Annotated in this window: 11 protein-coding genes and 2 tRNA genes; 7 read left to right on the top strand and 6 right to left on the bottom strand. The window is 41.2% G+C overall.

Annotated features, from left to right (window positions below):
• Positions 1–82 precede the first annotated feature (82 nt).
• A complete protein-coding gene (locus ACRHOZ_RS07920) occupies positions 83–2,638 on the bottom strand; it encodes an ATP-dependent Clp protease ATP-binding subunit (RefSeq protein ID WP_431124304.1) in 2,556 nt (851 codons plus the stop codon).
• Between the two features lie 261 nt (positions 2,639–2,899).
• On the opposite strand from ACRHOZ_RS07920, the gene gyrA reads away from it, so the two are divergent.
• On the top strand, positions 2,900–5,431 hold the full coding sequence (gene gyrA / locus ACRHOZ_RS07915) for a DNA gyrase subunit A (RefSeq protein ID WP_431124301.1): 2,532 nt from the start codon (positions 2,900–2,902) through the stop codon (positions 5,429–5,431).
• A 27-nt stretch (positions 5,432–5,458) separates the two neighbouring features.
• Positions 5,459–6,721, top strand: coding sequence for a tetratricopeptide repeat protein (locus ACRHOZ_RS07910; protein ID WP_431124298.1), 1,263 nt, complete (start codon positions 5,459–5,461; stop codon positions 6,719–6,721).
• A 51-nt stretch (positions 6,722–6,772) separates the two neighbouring features.
• On the opposite strand, the gene ACRHOZ_RS07905 is transcribed toward ACRHOZ_RS07910, so the two are convergent.
• On the bottom strand, positions 6,773–7,522 hold the full coding sequence (locus ACRHOZ_RS07905) for an NlpC/P60 family protein (protein WP_431124295.1): 750 nt from the start codon (positions 7,520–7,522) through the stop codon (positions 6,773–6,775).
• 21 nt (positions 7,523–7,543) lie between these two features.
• On the bottom strand, positions 7,544–8,719 hold the full coding sequence (locus ACRHOZ_RS07900) for an acetyl-CoA C-acyltransferase (RefSeq protein ID WP_431124292.1): 1,176 nt from the start codon (positions 8,717–8,719) through the stop codon (positions 7,544–7,546).
• 112 nt (positions 8,720–8,831) lie between these two features.
• Here ACRHOZ_RS07900 and ACRHOZ_RS07895 point away from each other — a divergent pair, with 112 nt between their 5' ends.
• The 5 genes from ACRHOZ_RS07895 to ACRHOZ_RS07875 all read left to right on the top strand — a co-directional run bounded on the left by ACRHOZ_RS07895 (position 8,832) and on the right by ACRHOZ_RS07875 (position 13,647).
• A complete protein-coding gene (locus tag ACRHOZ_RS07895; protein ID WP_431124289.1) occupies positions 8,832–10,868 on the top strand; it encodes an HD family phosphohydrolase in 2,037 nt (678 codons plus the stop codon).
• A 150-nt stretch (positions 10,869–11,018) separates the two neighbouring features.
• A tRNA-Ser gene (locus ACRHOZ_RS07890) sits at positions 11,019–11,102 on the top strand.
• A 139-nt stretch (positions 11,103–11,241) separates the two neighbouring features.
• A tRNA-Pro gene (locus ACRHOZ_RS07885) sits at positions 11,242–11,316 on the top strand.
• A gap of 217 nt (positions 11,317–11,533) precedes the next feature.
• Entirely contained in the window at positions 11,534–12,796 is a 1,263-nt protein-coding gene (locus ACRHOZ_RS07880) for a site-specific integrase (protein ID WP_431124286.1), read from the top strand.
• A gap of 290 nt (positions 12,797–13,086) precedes the next feature.
• Positions 13,087–13,647 carry a BfmA/BtgA family mobilization protein gene (locus ACRHOZ_RS07875; protein WP_431124283.1) on the top strand — a complete coding sequence of 187 codons (561 nt, stop codon included), beginning with the start codon at positions 13,087–13,089 and terminating at the stop codon, positions 13,645–13,647.
• A 303-nt stretch (positions 13,648–13,950) separates the two neighbouring features.
• Here ACRHOZ_RS07875 and ACRHOZ_RS07870 read toward each other — a convergent pair whose 3' ends face one another.
• From ACRHOZ_RS07870 to ACRHOZ_RS07860, 3 genes are all read right to left on the bottom strand, one after another.
• Positions 13,951–14,805: an alpha/beta hydrolase gene (locus tag ACRHOZ_RS07870; protein WP_431124279.1), complete on the bottom strand. Its 855-nt coding sequence runs from the start codon at positions 14,803–14,805 to the stop codon at positions 13,951–13,953.
• A 72-nt stretch (positions 14,806–14,877) separates the two neighbouring features.
• Positions 14,878–15,465, bottom strand: a complete 588-nt coding sequence (locus ACRHOZ_RS07865; RefSeq protein WP_431124276.1) for a Crp/Fnr family transcriptional regulator — start codon at positions 15,463–15,465, stop codon at positions 14,878–14,880.
• Positions 15,466–16,014: 549 nt separating this feature from the next.
• Positions 16,015–17,022: a medium chain dehydrogenase/reductase family protein gene (locus tag ACRHOZ_RS07860; RefSeq protein WP_431124274.1), complete on the bottom strand. Its 1,008-nt coding sequence runs from the start codon at positions 17,020–17,022 to the stop codon at positions 16,015–16,017.
• Positions 17,023–17,171: the final 149 nt, after the last annotated feature.

Raw genomic sequence — 17,171 nt, 5'->3', positions numbered from 1 at the left:
AAGCGTAAATATCGTGTGTACGGTAAATTTGAAATAAAAAGAGCCCCGCACAGCGGAGCTCCTTCACTAAGTTTGTATTAATTTATTGTTCTGCTTCAGGAGACTTTTCCTGCTTTTTGATTTTGATGGTGAGTTCTTCTTTTTTCTCATCCAAATCCATAAAAATGCTGTCCCCTTCCTCTAGTTTGGAATTGACAATTTCTTCTGCCAGGGCATCTTCAATATACTTTTGAATGGCCCGCTTCAATGGACGTGCACCATATTGCTTATCAAAACCTTTTTCGGCAATATAATCCTTGGCTTTCTTGGAAAGCTTCAAATCATAGCCAATATCCTTGATTCGGTTGAAAAGTTTATCCAACTCAATGTCAATAATCTTGTGGATATCCTCTCTTTCCAACGGATTAAACACAATCACGTCGTCAATTCTGTTCAAAAATTCAGGTGCAAAAGCCTTTTTAAGTGCATTTTCGATAACACTTTTTTGATGACTATCCGCCTGCGCCTTTTTGGCAGCGGTTCCAAATCCAACGCCTTGACCAAAGTCCTTCAACTGACGTGCGCCAATATTGGAGGTCATTATAATGATGGTATTCCTGAAGTCAATTTTTCGTCCAAGGCTATCTGTCAAGTAGCCGTCATCAAGTACTTGGAGCAACATGTTGAAGACATCTGGGTGTGCTTTTTCCACCTCGTCCAACAAGATAACGGAGTAGGGCTTTCTTCTAACCTTTTCGGTCAACTGACCACCTTCTTCATAACCTACATATCCGGGAGGTGCTCCCACCAATCTTGAAATGGCGAATTTTTCCATGTATTCGCTCATATCGATTCGAATCAAAGCATCTTCAGAGTCAAAAAGCTCCTTGGCTAAAATTTTAGCCAACTGTGTCTTACCAACCCCGGTTTGACCTAAAAAGATAAACGAACCAATAGGCTTGTTGGGATCCTTAAGACCCGCTCGGTTACGTTGAATGGCCTTGGCCACTTTGGCCACAGCCTCATCCTGACCAATTACAAAACCTTTGATCAAGTCCGGTAATTCTGCCAACTTATTGCTTTCGGTCTGTGCAATTCTATTGACAGGGATTCCGCTCATCATGGAAACCACATCGGCTACGTTGTCCTCAGAAACCGTCTCTCTATGCAATTTGCTTTCTTCTTCCCAGCGCTCTTGGGCAGAAGCAAGTTCTTTTTCCAAGCGCTTTTCATCATCGCGAAGTTTGGCGGCTTCCTCGTACTTCTGTTTTTTGACCACACTGTTCTTCAACTCCCTTACATCTTCCAGCTGGTTTTCCAGCTCCAAAATTTGTTTGGGAACATCCATATTCACGATATGCACACGAGAACCCGCTTCGTCCAAAGCATCAATGGCCTTGTCCGGTAAAAAGCGGTCTGTCATATATCTATTGGTCAATTTTACACAGGCCACAATGGCGTCATCTGTATAATTGACGTTGTGATGGTCCTCGTACTTGCTCTTGATGTTCATCAGGATTTCTATGGTTTCCTCTACCGAAGTAGGTTCTACCATTACCTTTTGAAAACGTCGTTCCAAGGCTCCATCTTTTTCTATATACTGACGGTATTCGTCCAAAGTGGTAGCTCCAATACATTGAATTTCGCCTCGGGCCAATGCCGGTTTGAACATATTGGAAGCATCCAAGCTTCCAGTGGCCCCACCAGCACCAACTATGGTATGAATCTCATCAATAAAGAGAATGATGTCGTCGTTCTTCTCGAGTTCGTTCATCACCGCCTTCATGCGTTCCTCGAACTGTCCACGGTATTTTGTGCCGGCCACCAAGGATGCCAAATCCAGGGTAACCACCCTTTTGTTATAAAGAATTCTGGAAACCTTTTTGTTGATGATCCGTAAGGCCAAACCTTCGGCAATGGCACTTTTACCTACACCGGGCTCCCCAATCAACAACGGATTGTTTTTCTTTCTACGGCTTAATATTTGGGATACCCGTTCAATTTCCTTTTCCCTTCCCACAACTGGATCCAGTTTGTTCTCTTCGGCAAGTCGGGTAAGGTCACGTCCAAAATTATCCAACACTGGAGTTTTGGATTTCTTGCTACCCTTTTGGGAAGAACTGGAACCAAAGCTACTTTCCTTGGAATCCCCAGTTTCTTCAGGATCGCTTGGGAATGACTCGGCCTGCGGAGAGTCCATGTAGTCATCATCACTTGTGATCATGGACTTGAACTGTTCCTTTACGTTATCGTAATCCACTTTAAGCTTGTGAAGCAATTTGGTGGTTGGGTCATTTTCGTTGCGAAGTATACACAGCAACAAGTGCGCTGTATTGATGGAAGAACTCTGGAAGAGCTTGGCTTCCAAAAAAGTCGTCTTAAGCGCTCTTTCTGCCTGTCTTGTCAAATGTAGGTTCTTCTTGTCCTTTTGGGTTGTTCCGGTATTGGGATTCGCCGGACTTAGAATCTCCACTTTTCTTCTCAAGTGGTCCAAGTCAACATCCAAGGCGTCTAAAATGTTAATGGCTTTGCCATTTCCATCGCGCAAAAGACCTAGCATTAAGTGTTCTGTACCTATAAAATCATGCCCTAATCTTAGGGCTTCCTCTTTGCTATATGCTATAACGTCTTTTACTCTTGGGGAAAAATTATCATCCATACACTTCCTTTTCAGCAATTAAAATTAATAAAAGTATCATTACAGTAGTCAAATACCGTACCCATATTCGATAAACTAGTAGTAAAAGTCGAAATAAAGTGCATTTTTTTAACGCTTTAACATAGGTTTATCATCTTGTTGGGGCCTACAAATATGCTGTTGATAATTTTTTTAATAAAGTAAGCCGCAAGTGTTTTGAAAGGTGCGATTTTGCGTATATTGGCATGATATTTTAACCACAAAAAACAACAAGATTTTAGCATGGCGGAAGGAGAAAAGTTAATTCCTATCAACATTGAGGATGAGATGAAATCTGCCTACATTGATTACTCAATGTCGGTCATTGTGTCACGTGCCCTGCCAGATGTCAGGGACGGACTTAAGCCTGTTCATAGAAGAGTACTTTTTGGAATGCACGAGCTAGGGGTTAGATCTACAAGTGCGCATAAAAAATCGGCCCGTATTGTGGGTGAGGTTCTGGGTAAATACCACCCGCATGGCGATACATCGGTTTATGATACCATGGTGCGGATGGCCCAGGAATGGAGTTTGAGATATATGTTGATTGATGGGCAGGGTAACTTTGGTTCCGTAGATGGGGATAGCCCAGCGGCCATGCGTTATACCGAGGCCCGAATGCGCAAAATTGCCGACGATATGTTGGCAGATATTGACAAAGATACGGTTGACCATCAACTTAATTTTGACGATTCCTTAAAGGAGCCTACAGTTTTACCGGCCCGAATCCCAAATCTATTGGTCAATGGAGCTTCCGGTATTGCCGTGGGTATGGCTACCAACATGCCACCCCATAACCTATCGGAAGTGGTAGATGGTACAGTTGCTTACATAGACAACAAGGATATTGAGATTGATGAGCTGATTACCCACATCAAGGCCCCTGATTTTCCAACGGGGGGAATCATTTATGGATACGATGGGGTAAAAGAAGCCTTCCATACAGGACGTGGACGTGTTGTAATGAGGGCCAAGGCCAGTTTTGAAGAAGTTCAAGGTCGGGAATGCATTATTGTAACCGAAATTCCATATCAGGTCAATAAGGCTGATATGATCAAGAAGACCGCGGACCTTGTCAACGATAAGAAAATTGAAGGGATTTCTGCCATCAGGGACGAGTCCGATAGAAAAGGGATGCGTATCGTGTACATTCTAAAACGCGACGCCATTCCCAATATCGTGCTTAACATGCTGTACAAGTATACAGCGCTTCAGTCCTCTTTTAGTGTGAACAACATTGCCTTGGTCAAGGGACGGCCAAAATTGTTGAACCTAAAGGAAATCATTGGTCATTTTGTGGACCATAGGCATGAAGTAGTTGTCCGTAGGACCAAGTTTGAGCTTAAAAAAGCAGAAGACAGGGCGCATATTCTTGAAGGATTGATCATTGCATCGGACAATATCGATGAGGTGATTGCCATTATTCGTGGATCTTCCAATGTGGATGAGGCACGGGAAAGGCTGATGGAACGCTTCAAGCTTACCGAAGTTCAGGCGAAGGCCATTGTTGAGATGCGCTTACGCCAACTTACAGGTCTGGAACAGGATAAACTTCGAGAGGAATACGACGAATTGTTGAAGACCATTGAGGATTTGAAGGACATTCTGGACAAGAAAGAGCGAAGAATGCAGATCATCAAAGATGAACTTCTGGAAGTAAAGGAGAAGTATGGTGATGAGAGAAGGTCCGAAATCAATTTTGCAGGAGGTGACCTGAGCATTGAGGATATGATTCCAGATGAGCAAGTGGTCATTACCATTTCCCATGCAGGATATATCAAAAGGACTCCGCTTACGGAGTACAAGACCCAAAATAGAGGTGGAGTGGGACAAAAAGCATCCTCTACCCGAAATGAAGACTTTTTGGAGCACCTTTTTGTGGGTACCAACCACCAATACATGTTGTTCTTTACACAAAAAGGAAAATGTTTCTGGATGCGTGTCTACGAAATCCCGGAAGGAAGTAGAACATCCAAGGGTAGGGCTATTCAGAATTTGATCAATATCGAATCCGAAGACAAGGTGAAGGCCTTTATCTGTACCCAAGACCTAAAGGATGAAGATTATGTAAATTCGCATTACGTAATCATGGCTACCAAGAAGGGTACGGTTAAAAAGACTTCCCTGGAGCAGTATTCAAGGCCCCGTCAAAATGGTATTAACGCCATTACCATTAGGGATGAAGATGAATTGCTTGAAGCTAAATTGACCACAGGTACAAGTCAGATATTCCTTGGACTGAAATCTGGTAAAGCCATCCGTTTTGAAGAAAGCAAGACCAGACCTATGGGGCGTAATGCCTCCGGAGTAAGAGGTATTACCCTGGCCAGTCAAGATGATGAGGTTATCGGAATGGTGTCCGTACACAATTTTGAGGACGACATTCTGGTAGTTTCTGAAAATGGATATGGAAAGCGATCAACTATAGATGACTATAGAACCACCAATCGTGGAGGTAAGGGAGTCAAAACGATTTCCATAACCGACAAAACCGGAGGTTTGGTTGCCATAAAAAATGTGTCGGATACCGATGATTTGATGATCATCAACAAATCAGGTATTGCCATCCGAATGAGTGTGGAGGATTTAAGGGTTATGGGAAGGGCCACGCAAGGGGTCAGACTCATCAACCTCAAAGGAAATGATTCCATTGCCGCTGTGGCCAAGGTTATGAAGGATGAAGATGCCATGGATGAGACGGATATCCTTGATATTGAGGTAAATGGAGAAGATGGCACAGCAATTGATAATAATACGGAGGATCAAAAAGAATAATCAGTAAACACTAATAATTAAATTAAAATGAAGACTAAAATTTTAATAGTAATGGCCCTTGCGGTTTCAGCGATAGGTTTTTCCCAGAAAAACGAAATCAAAGCAGCTGAAAAAGCGCTAAAAGGTGGAGATACACCAGCTGCTAAAGCCGCTTTGGAAAGTGCTTCGTCCTTAATTGATGGAGCTGATGCTAGATTGCAGGCCCAATATTATGCAGTTAAGGGTAACGTATATTTGGATTTGGCCAACAAAGGCGATGCCGACGCGTTTCAAACTGCAATTGATGCCTTCAACAAAGTAATTTCTGTTGAAGAAGCCAGTGGAAAGGAAAAATATACAACCGTTGCTGCGCAAAGCTTGGCCCAAATCACGGCTGATTTGGTAAATGCCGCTGTAGAAGATAACGGAAACAAAAATTTCGAAGCAGCTGCAGAGAAATTGTACATGAGCTACAAGTTGAGCCCAACCGATACACTTTACCTGTACTACGCGGCGAGTAGTGCCGTAAACGGACAGCATTATGAAAAAGCACTTAGCTACTACAATGAACTTAAGGAAATTGGGTATGATGGAAGTGGAGTTAATTACACTGCGGTCAATGTACAGACAGGTGAGGTAGAAACTATGGATGAAACTACCCGTAACCTGTACGTTAAAGCGGGGACCCACAAAGACCCAAAGGAAGAAAGAACTGAATCCAAAAAGGCGGAAATTGTAAAGAACGTTGCACTTATCTATCAGCAGTTGGGTGATAATGACAAAGCTTTGGCCGCTTATTCGGATGCAAGGGCTGTTGATGCCAATGACGTGAACCTTGTGCTTGGTGAAGCCAATCTATACTACGCTATGGGTGACAAGGACAAGTTTAAGGAATTGATGGCCGAGGCTTCTGCAATGGCTCCTGACAATGCTGATTTGCTTTATAACATTGGGGTTATCAATATGGAGCAAGGAAATCTGGAAGACGCGAGAGCTGCCTATCAAAAGGCTTTGGCTGTAGATCCAGGTTATATCAATGCCCTATTGAACCTTTCAACTACCTATGTAAATGAAGGTAACGGTCTTATTGATGAAATGAATGCTTTGGGAAGCTCAAGAGCTGATATAGCCAGATACGATGAGCTTAAGAAGCAAAAGGATGATTTGTTTTTGGAAGGCGCACAAATTTTGGAGGATGCCCTAAAGTCCAATCCAGATAACCAAAGTGTGTTGACACAATTGAAAAATATCTATGGTGCATTGGGTGATACCGAAAACTTTATGCGCGTTAAAAAACTATTGGGAGAGTAATTTTATTTAGTTCTTCCATGAAAAAAGCCCTGACATTGTCGGGGCTTTTTTTTATATGATTTTCTTTATGACCCTGAGTTTATGGGTATAGATTTTTTCATCAGTGTTAAAAATACCAGTATGATCCAAACGATCTATTCGCACATGCCCATGCGTGTGAATGATGTAGTTGTCCTTGAGTATGATTCCCACATGATCTATAACACCTTCATTGTTGTCAAAAAAGGCCAAATCCCCGGGCTCACTTTCTTCAATAAAGCTGAGAGCCTCTCCTTGTTGGGATTGCTGCTCAGCATTCCGTTTTAGACTATATCCGTTGATTTTGTAGACCATTTGTGTAAAACCGGAACAGTCAATTCCAAAAGGAGTTTTACCTCCCCATAAATAGGGGGTGTTCAAATAAAGCAGCGCAGTGTCCACCAAATTCGATTTTGCTTGTTGACTTTCGATGGCATGGCCCTCAAAAGTGTGCCCCAATACATTTGCCACAGAAATAACCGAACCCATTACAATGGGCAGCAGCATTCCCTCTGAGGTACATATATGGGAAACAATGTCTGCCGCTAGATTTTGGGAACTATTATCCAATCCCTTATAATCCTCTTCAGAAATTAAGGTGAATTGGTTGTTGGCAATCCAACCTTCGTATTTATCGTAAGCTACACGGATTTTACACCACCTTTTCCTGCTTTCCAAAACCTTGAAATGCTCCCCATAAAGTAGTTGGGATACCATTTCAGTGCTATCTTCAGGGTTCACCCTAATGGGAACAATACTGAGGTGGCAGATTCCATATTGCATGTGCAGGCCTTCTTGAGGATGTTATGCTCTTTCCAATATAATGGCAGAGGCGCCACCACCACCATTGCAAATACCCGCTGCTCCGAGCTGGGCGTTGTTTTGTTTCAGAACGTTCAGCAAGGTAATGGTGATTCTTGCACCGGAACAACCCAAGGGATGACCGAGCGAAACCGCACCCCCATTGACATTTACTTTGGAATCGTCAAGACCCAAGAGTTTCATATTGGCCAAGCCTACCACAGAGAAGGCCTCGTTTACCTCAAAAAAGTCAATATCCTCGATACCTACTCCAGCACGGGCAAGAGCTTTGGGCAATGCCTTTGCGGGAGCAGTTGTGAACCATTCCGGTTCCTGTGCCGCATCCGCATAGGCCTTGATTGTAGCAAGAGGCGTCAAATTTAATTCTGCAGCCTTCTCCGCACTCATAAGAACCACCGCGGCTGCCCCATCATTTATGGTGGATGCATTGGCTGCTGTTACGGTACCTTCCTTGGTAAAAGCAGGTCTCAGGGCAGGAATCTTTTCCATTTTTACGTTCTTGTACTCCTCATCCTCCTGCACCACAATAGGTTCTCCCCTTCGTTGAGGCACTTCAACGGGTACTACTTCATCATCAAACTTACCGGCCTTCCATGCGGCAGCGGAGCGTTCATAAGATTGAATCGCAAAAGCATCCTGGTCTTCACGGCTAAAATCATGTTCCACTGCGCAGGCATCAGCGCAGACTCCCATGGCATTCTGGTCATACGCATCAACCAATCCATCCTTTTGCATCCCATCAACAAAACTTGCAGGCCCAAATTTCTGGCCTGTCCGCATATACGCATAATGTGGAATCAAACTCATATTTTCCATGCCACCTGCCACTACAATGGAATTTTCACCCAACGCAATGGACTGGGCTCCCTGCATAATGGCCTTCATACCTGAAGCACACACTTTATTTACGGTGGTACAGGGTACGGAATCCGGAATGCCAGCGTATATAGCGGCTTGTCGGGCAGGTGCTTGTCCCGTTCCCGCTTGCACCACATTTCCCATCAAAACTTCCTCGACCATTTCGGGTTTCAGACCTATTTTACCCAGAGCTCCTTTAATGGCAACCGCACCTAATTTAGGAGCAGGAATAGTGGAAAGTGCTCCCATAAAACTTCCAATGGGTGTTCGGGCAGCGGCAACAATGACAACTTTATTCATAAACGTATTTTTATTGATGCGAAAATACTAAAATTAAATGCAAAGGTCTATGCGCAAAGCATGATCCAACTTCTTATTATTATTTTCTATTTTTGAGGCAAGAGCAAGGAGAATGGGAAAAACTTTGGACAACGTTTACAAGCATCAATCACTTGCTTACAAGTACTTTCTTTATCTGGTCTCCGTGGCCTTGATCGTATTTTTCTTTCCTAAGGGAGGTAAGTTCAAGTATGAATTTCAAAAGGGAAAACCTTGGCAGTACGAAAACCTTTATGCCCCCATTGATTTTTCAATAAAAAAAACTACTGAAGAAATTGCTCAGGAGCAGCAATCCCTACGAGACCATAAAACGGATTATTATTCCTATGATGCTGTTATTCCAGAGGGAATCAAGGATAAAGTAGCACAGCAACTACAAGAATCCTTTAACGGGACTACCTTTTCCGTTAGACAGCAAAACGCCCTCCAGAATTGGGCTTCCCAAATTATTGACAGCGTTTATGACCTAGGCATTTTCCAAGAATTACCAGAGTCCAGTACCGTTCGAGTGGTTAAAAACAACGAGGCTCGTACAGTAATGAGCAACAACCACCTGGATATTACTAAGGCCCGGAATTTGATATCGAGGCTACTTTCCCAATTGCAGTTGGCAGGAGATGATAATCTGATGGAGGTCATAAACAATGCGTTGGAAGCCAACGTTGCGTATGACGAAGCTCTTACCGATAGGGCATTGGAGGATGAACTTTCCAAAATTTCGTTTACCAGAGGGGAGGTTTCGGAAGGAAGGTTGATCATTGCCAAAGGTGAGGTGGTTGAAGCTGAAAACTTCAAAATTCTGGATTCTTTGAAAGCGGAATATGAGTCGGAACTTTGGAGGGGTACCAATTTTTATTTCATTCTCTTGGGGTATACCATTTTGGTGGCCCTAGTGCTGATAATGCTTTTCCTGTTCTTAAAAAGGTATAGGGTTGAGATTTTTAAGAATAACAACAAGGTTACCTTCATTTTCGTGAACATCTTGTTGATGGTGCTGGCTACAACCTTGATGGTCAAGAACAACGAAAGCTATGTGTTCGTGGTGCCGCTTTGTATCCTCCCCTTGGTACTTAAGAACTTTTTTGATGCACGATTGGGGCTGTTTGTCCATGTACTTACGGTTCTAATTTTGGGTTTTGTGGTACCAAACAGCTTTGAATACATCTTTTTACAGACCATCGCTGGTATTGTCACCATACTTACTGCATCGGAACTTTACAAGCGGGCCAATCTTTTTATTTCAGTGGGACAGATTACCTTGATTTACATCATTGGGTATTTTGCATTCCATACCATTCACGAGGGTAATTTAGAGAATATCGAATGGACGTTGTTTGGGATATTTATCTTGAACGGATTGTTGACACTTTTTGCCCAACCCTTAATTTATATCTACGAAAAAATCTTTGGATTGATCTCGGATGTCTCCCTTTTGGAACTTTCCGATACCAACTCCAAATTACTAAAGGAACTTTCGAATAAAGCGCCTGGTACTTTCCATCATTCCTTGCAGGTAGCAAATTTGGCCGAAGCAGCTGCAAACGAGATTGGGGCCAATGCCATGTTGGTTAGGGTAGGAGCCTTGTATCATGATATAGGCAAAATGGAAAACCCGACCTATTTTACCGAAAATCAGATTACCAATGTTAACCCACATGATGATTTACCACCAAAAGAAAGCGCAAAAATTATCATTGATCATGTAATCAAGGGTATTGAGATCGCTAGAAAAAACAAGTTGCCAGACCGGGTGATAGACTTTCTAAGAACCCATCACGGAACCACATTGGTGTTCTATTTCTTCAAAAAACAACAAGAATTGGAAGAAGAGGTAGATGAAGTCAATTTTAGGTACCCTGGACCTATTCCCTTCTCCAAGGAAACAGCTATTTTGATGATGTCGGATGCTGTGGAAGCCGCTTCCAAAAGTCTAAAGAACCCCACTTTTATGATGATTGATGATTTTGTGGAGAAAATAGTACGGGGACAAATGCAAGCCAACCAGTTTTTGAATGCAAACATCACTCTTAAGGAGATTGAGATGGTGAAGAAAGTTTTGAAGCAAAAATTGACCAATATTTATCATCTACGGGTGGAGTATCCCGAGTAAAATAGTAATCTAATAAGTTGGCTTTAAAAAAATAAAAAAATAGTTGCGATCTTACGGATGAAAGGGTACATTTGCACCCGCCTGAATGACATGGTTCGCTATGTCGGGCAGGTCCGCATTTTCAGAGTGCATGTTCATAATAAAATGTTAGGAGAGGTGCCGGAGTGGTAACGGAGCAGATTGCTAATCTGTCGGCGGGTAACTGTCGCCTGGGTTCGAGTCCCAGTCTCTCCGCTTTTTCTTATTCATAAACATCTCGGAGTGTATTGCCGTGTCAAGCACGGTATAAACTCCGCCCGGTTCCCGGTCTATTTTTAAGGCTGTTTGGATTCTGGAAATTGAAATTTAGGACTTTGACATTTATGTCGTTTTTCGGGGTGTAGCGTAGCCCGGTTATCGCGCCTGCTTTGGGAGCAGGAGGTCGCAGGTTCGAATCCTGCCACCCCGACGAACCGCCTTTTGGCGGTCTTCATTACCCTGCTAATTTATTGATTAGCAGGGTTTTTCATTTTTTCTGCAATCATTTGATATCGTTTAAAACCACCTTTTAGGTGTGCAATTCGGTGTACAAAACTGTATACAATATGTGCTAACTTTAAGTACCATTTAGAGCAATTTAGATGTAGTCTTTGAACAATAATTGTTTAACTAAAAGACTTTAAGATATGCGTACGGACAGCACATTAGGAGTGATTTTCTTCACTAGAAAAAAAAGAAGCAACCCCGAAAGATTGGACATCTATGTTCGGATCACGGTCAACAAAGAACGCGCGGAATTCAGTATCAAACGTGACATTGCGGTGTGCAATTGGGACATTTTCAGGTGCAGGGCCAAAGAAACCAGTGAAAACCTGATTTTGTTCAACAGTTATCTGGATGACGTATATGCCGAAGTCCTCAATGCCCACAAGCAATTGCACTCGGAAAGGAAGCTTATCACGGCCAAAGGAATCAAGCTAAGGTACTTCGGGGAAGACGAAGAACGAATGGGTCTGATGCAGGCAGTAGCATATCACAACAAGAATATCAACAACGAGCTTAAACCAGGAACGTTAAAAAATTACTTTTCCACGGAGAAGTACTTAAAAGAGTATCTACAGGAAAAACTAAAGACCAATAATATTTATTTGGTACAGCTGAACTATAAGTTCATCGTGAACTTTGAAAACTATATCAGGACCTATAAGCCCAAGAGGACAAGAAAGACCTGTACCAATAACGGTGTAATGAAACATATGGAACGGTTGCGAAAAATCATCAATCTTTCCCTAAGAATGGAATGGCTGGAAAAAGACCCATTTAGAAACTATAAGCTCCGATTCATTAAAAACGAGAGGGATTATCTAACAGAAAGAGAACTTCAGCGATTGGAAGACACTTCTTTTATGACCAGAGGTCTGGAAACCGTAAAGGATGTCTTCTTGTTCAGTTGTTATACAGGACTCTCATACATTGATATCAAAGAACTAAAGCCCGACCAAGTTTTGATAGGGATAGATGGCCATCAGTGGATATCTACCAAAAGAGCTAAAACAAATGAAACGGTCAAAATTCCATTATTGCCAAAAGCCAAAGAAATCTTGGAGAAGTACAAGGAAGGAATGCAACTGACAGGAGAATTACTTCCAGTGTTAAGTAACCAAAAGACAAATAAGAATCTTAAGGAAATCGCCAAAACTTGTGATATCCATAAGAATATAACCTTTCACGTCGCACGGCATACATTCGCCACAACGGTAACGTTGTCCAATGGCGTGCCCATAGAGACAGTTTCAAAGCTTTTAGGACATACAAAGCTATCCACGACCCAAATCTATGCAAGAGTGGTACAGAAGAAAGTAGGGGAGGATATGCAAGAGTTGATGGAGAAATTAAAGAACAAGAATAAGCTAGAAAGAAGCGCAGCCCCCAAATCTTACCAAAACTAAAAACGCATGGTCCCTGTCCGACTTTTTTAGTGTTCGGAAAGATAAGCGTGAAGAAAAAATCGGATAGGGCGCGACCTACTTTTTCAATGAAAGGCACTGAACAAAGTTTACAAAATTTAGTAGCGCAGCGGATAAAGTTTGTAAAGCAAGAGGGTAACACGCTAAAGCGATGTTACGTTGTTCAAACCATTGATTTTCAATGAATTGAAAATAGTATGCAAATATTTTTTGCAACAAAAACACAGTAAAAAACCTGTGGGACCCTATAAAACCTCAAAAACATTACTGTAATGGAAGAGGGAAAGAAGAAAAAAAGTGATTTCTCGGCGATAAGCATCAATCGGATAACAGCTGGAAGATATCGGGAGTTTTCAAAGAAGATATCCAAGTCGCATACCCTTACCTTGGAACTGATGATGGACTTCTTTGAGGGGGCGAATATCTCCCCAAAGAACAAATATTTGATGGACCATATGGGATTTGAGCATCGATTGAACAAACGATTTGATTATATAGAAGAACTGCTACGAAGAATGGAGCGGGAACAATTAAAACCAACTCATAATAAGCTCAAGAAATTGTTTGAATACGCTGAGAATGAAGAAAAGGACAGAAAGGAGAGTTTGGAGTTTGAAAAGAGAATGTTTGAGCAATCCTTAAAACAAAATAGAATAACCCAGTATGACAACTATATCCTCAAAGAGAACTGGAAAAATGAACGAACCAGGATATTAAAGATTTTGTACCAAGTGAAGTTGGAAAAACCAAGATTTGGTAAAGCATACTTTAAACTGGATATGGAGCAAAGTGATTTGGAAAGTTTGAAGGAATCACTTAAACAAGAACTATGATTTACCTCGCAAAAAGATAGGATGAAGTTTGGTAAGCTTTGGGGCTTGCAGCACGAAACGAAGTTTCGCTCGCTCAGAGATAAAGAAAATTCTTATTTGACTAAAAGCTTTTAAACAGCAAAATATATTTGCTAACTACAGTGCTAAATTACTTTTAGCACGCCGTTGAATTTCATTCGGCTATGCCGACCTGCATTGCTCTGTTTTTGATGCTCAAAAACCCCGCCCCACAGGTTATGAAATTCAACGGTTTGTGTATGGTGAGTATCCCGAAGGGTATGCACTATAAAATTTGTATATCGTTTATTCTAACCAGTTATAAATATAGTTAGCAACTTCTTCCCATCCATCTTCTCCGGCAATAAAATGATCACGTCCTTCAAAAATTTTATGTTCTTTTAGACTGTTTTCATCTTTGTATCGCTTGAAGTTTTTCTTGTTTAAAGATGCAGGAATGATATGGTCTTCTTTTCCGGATACAAACAGCATTGGTACATGCGGTTTTTTAAAATGGATTTTTCCAGCTTTTTTCAACGTTTCTCGAGGAATATTTCTACTCTCAGGTACTACGTATCTGTCGAAGATGCTATCCGATTCTTCTCTAGATAATGTGTTGGTAAATGCGTAATGAAACCATTTTTTGGTAGGGTAATGTATGGAGTTGCCTCTGAAGGGATTGAGTAAACCCAGATTTGACTTAGCAAAGCTGAACCTTAAGGTAATTACTCCTTTAGGAGGTGCACTACTAATGATTATTGCTGCTTCTGCTAAATCCTTTTCGATTAGCTTCTGAGCTACTAAACCTCCCATAGAGTGACCTATAACGGTAGGTTTCTCGGGTAAGGTTTTTATAAATGCTTCCATTTTTTTGACTACATCAGTAAAGGAGACATTCCCTAAACTATCTGGCGCATTTTTTCTTAGTTCTGAAGGGGTTCCCTCATGACCTGGATAAGCAGGTGTATAAGTGGTATATCCTTTTTCTTTAAAGAAAGTTTCCCATTCAGTCCAGCTTTTATTGTTTAGGAATAGTCCGTGTATGAACACGATTGTCTTTGAATTAATTGATTCTTTCATTGTACTATCTGTTTTTGTTTGTGAAAAGGTTGTTAAGGCGGTCAATAGACCAATCAGAAATAAAAGACCTACTTTTTTCATATTGCCTTTTTTTGATTACAAGGCAAAGTTCAAAAACGAGATAGAGGATTTCTTTAACCCAAGTTAAAATCGCTATTTGCCTGCGATTCTTTTTCTTATTCTGCTCAAGGATGGGCCTTGAATGCCCAAATAAGAGGAGATATGAAATAAAGGAACATTTTTGTTGAGTTCAGGATGTGTTTTGATAAGTTCTAGATAACGCTCTTCGGGAGATTTCAGCAAGAAGCTTTCTGTTCGCTCAATGACAATATTTGCTGCCATCTCTGCAGTTAATCGTCCAAATCGTTCCCATTCGTGTGATTTTCTGTAGAGATTTTGGAGATCAAAAATGTTAATACAAACAATATGGGCATCTGTTAAGGCTTCAGTATAGTATTCACAGGGAATTTGCTTTATAAAGCTTTTATAGGCTGTTACTATTCCCTTTTGAGAAAAGAAGAATACATTCTTTTCTTCCCCTGATTTATAATCAATAATGTACGAGCGAAATATGCCACTTATTACAAATCCAAGTTCTTTGCAAACATTCTTATAGTCGTTGAAGAGCTCCCCTTTTTTAAAGGATTTTTCATGCCAGTAGTTTGAAGACAAGCTAAAAGCTTCTTCCGACATACCTGCGAAATCTTTTAAAGCAGTTTGAAGAATTTGTAGATTAGTCATGATTCAATGTTATACTACTACAGCGCTAAACGAAGTGCTGTGATTTTTACGGAAATATAGCAAAATCCATTAACTATTGAGCGGATATGGGACATCCTTATAGATTCGCTCAATAGTTCGTCAAGGAGTCCGCATGGCGCACGTACCCTTGTTGGATTTAGCGTTATTGGGAGTATAAATTACAGTGCCAAATAACTTTTAGCATGCCGTTCTTGTAAGTTTTGGCTCGATGCCTGCCTAAAGGTGATTGTTTTTAGGGAAATGTGATGTTTTGTAATTTGGTTTAGCGCTGTAGTTCGAGTCGATTTACTTTAAGATGCGTTGCAACGCAGTTGCGCAGATTAAGGTTAACCGCAGGTGTTCCCAACGAAGCGAACATACGACGACCACAAAGTGGGCTAGCTAATTGACTTTAACGTTCCGGCTATAATAAGTAGATTATTTTAAGGCTACAACTTTGTCCACCGAGAGAAAGTTCGCTGAGAACCTGAAATTTGCAAAAACCGCTATCCGACCTATTTTATACAGCCATTATAGTAAGCAGTTTTTTTAATTTTCCATTTGTATAATTAGTTTCCCCTTCAATCCTCTTTTTTCAATTAGTTCGTGTGCTTCTTTTGCATCCTCTAATTTGATGGTTTTGGAGACAAGGGGCTTTAGTTTCTTTTCCGAAAGAAGTTTAAAAAGCTTTTTTAAGTCACTTTCAAACCAATCATGATGCTTTTTATGCCATGAACCAATAGAGTAGAAATTGGTAGAAGGCATCCAAGGCGTGAAATTCCAAATTTGAACACGTAAAAAACTCTTTATCAAGTCCATTTTTGTTTTTGCATTGTACGCACCAAAAGCTACTAGTTTCCCCTTTTTGTCAAGTGTTTTGATAGAACGTTTAAAGTGGTCTCCACCAAATGGGTCAAATACTGCATCAAGGCCATTTGGTTCCAAATCCGTGACTACCTGAACAAAATCTTCAGACTTATAGTCAATTGGTTTACAGCCTAACTCTTTTAAGATGTCATGCTGGTTCACTGATGCAGTTCCGTACATTTTCAGCTTTAAGATAGAGCCAATTTGTAGTAAGGCACTACCAACTGCTCCTCCAGCTCCGTGAATAAGAATTTTGCTTCCTTCTTTAAGTTTAACTGACCGAGTTAGCATTTGGTAAGCCGTCACATATGAAAGAATCATTGAGACTGCCTCTGCCGAATTCACATTTTCTGGTACGGCAACTAGTTGCTTGGCAGGTAGAACAATATATTCTGAGTAAGCACCGATTACGGTCAGTTCTGCCACTTTTTGGCCTAATTTAAAATCAGTAACTGTAGCACCTAGTTTGTCTACAACTCCAACCATGTCATAACCTGGCGTAATGGGAGGCTTCTTTTTTACATCAGGATAAATACCTCTGCGGATTAACGTGTCAGTAAAGTTGATGCTAGTCGCTTGCACTTTAATCCTTACCTCATCTTGATTGGGTTCTGGAAGTCTTTCCTCTGTTTCTACGCGCAATACCTCAGGGCCTCCAAATTCGTTAAAACTGATGTATTTGTAGCTCAATATATTTTCTTTTAATTGCTCAGAACGGTCTTGGCTACGATTCCATTGTGGACATTTCTGTGAGGAAATTGTCCGTTCGGAATATAGCCGATTGATTGTTCCAAGGTTCAAGTTAACCAAAAATACCGCAATGGATTGTAGCCAATTTT

Origin of the sequence: Flagellimonas flava (genome assembly GCF_050617915.1) — a bacterium.
GTDB classification, from domain to species: Bacteria; Bacteroidota; Bacteroidia; order Flavobacteriales; family Flavobacteriaceae; genus Flagellimonas; species Flagellimonas flava_A.
This window is presented reverse-complemented; position numbering and strand designations above follow the sequence as displayed.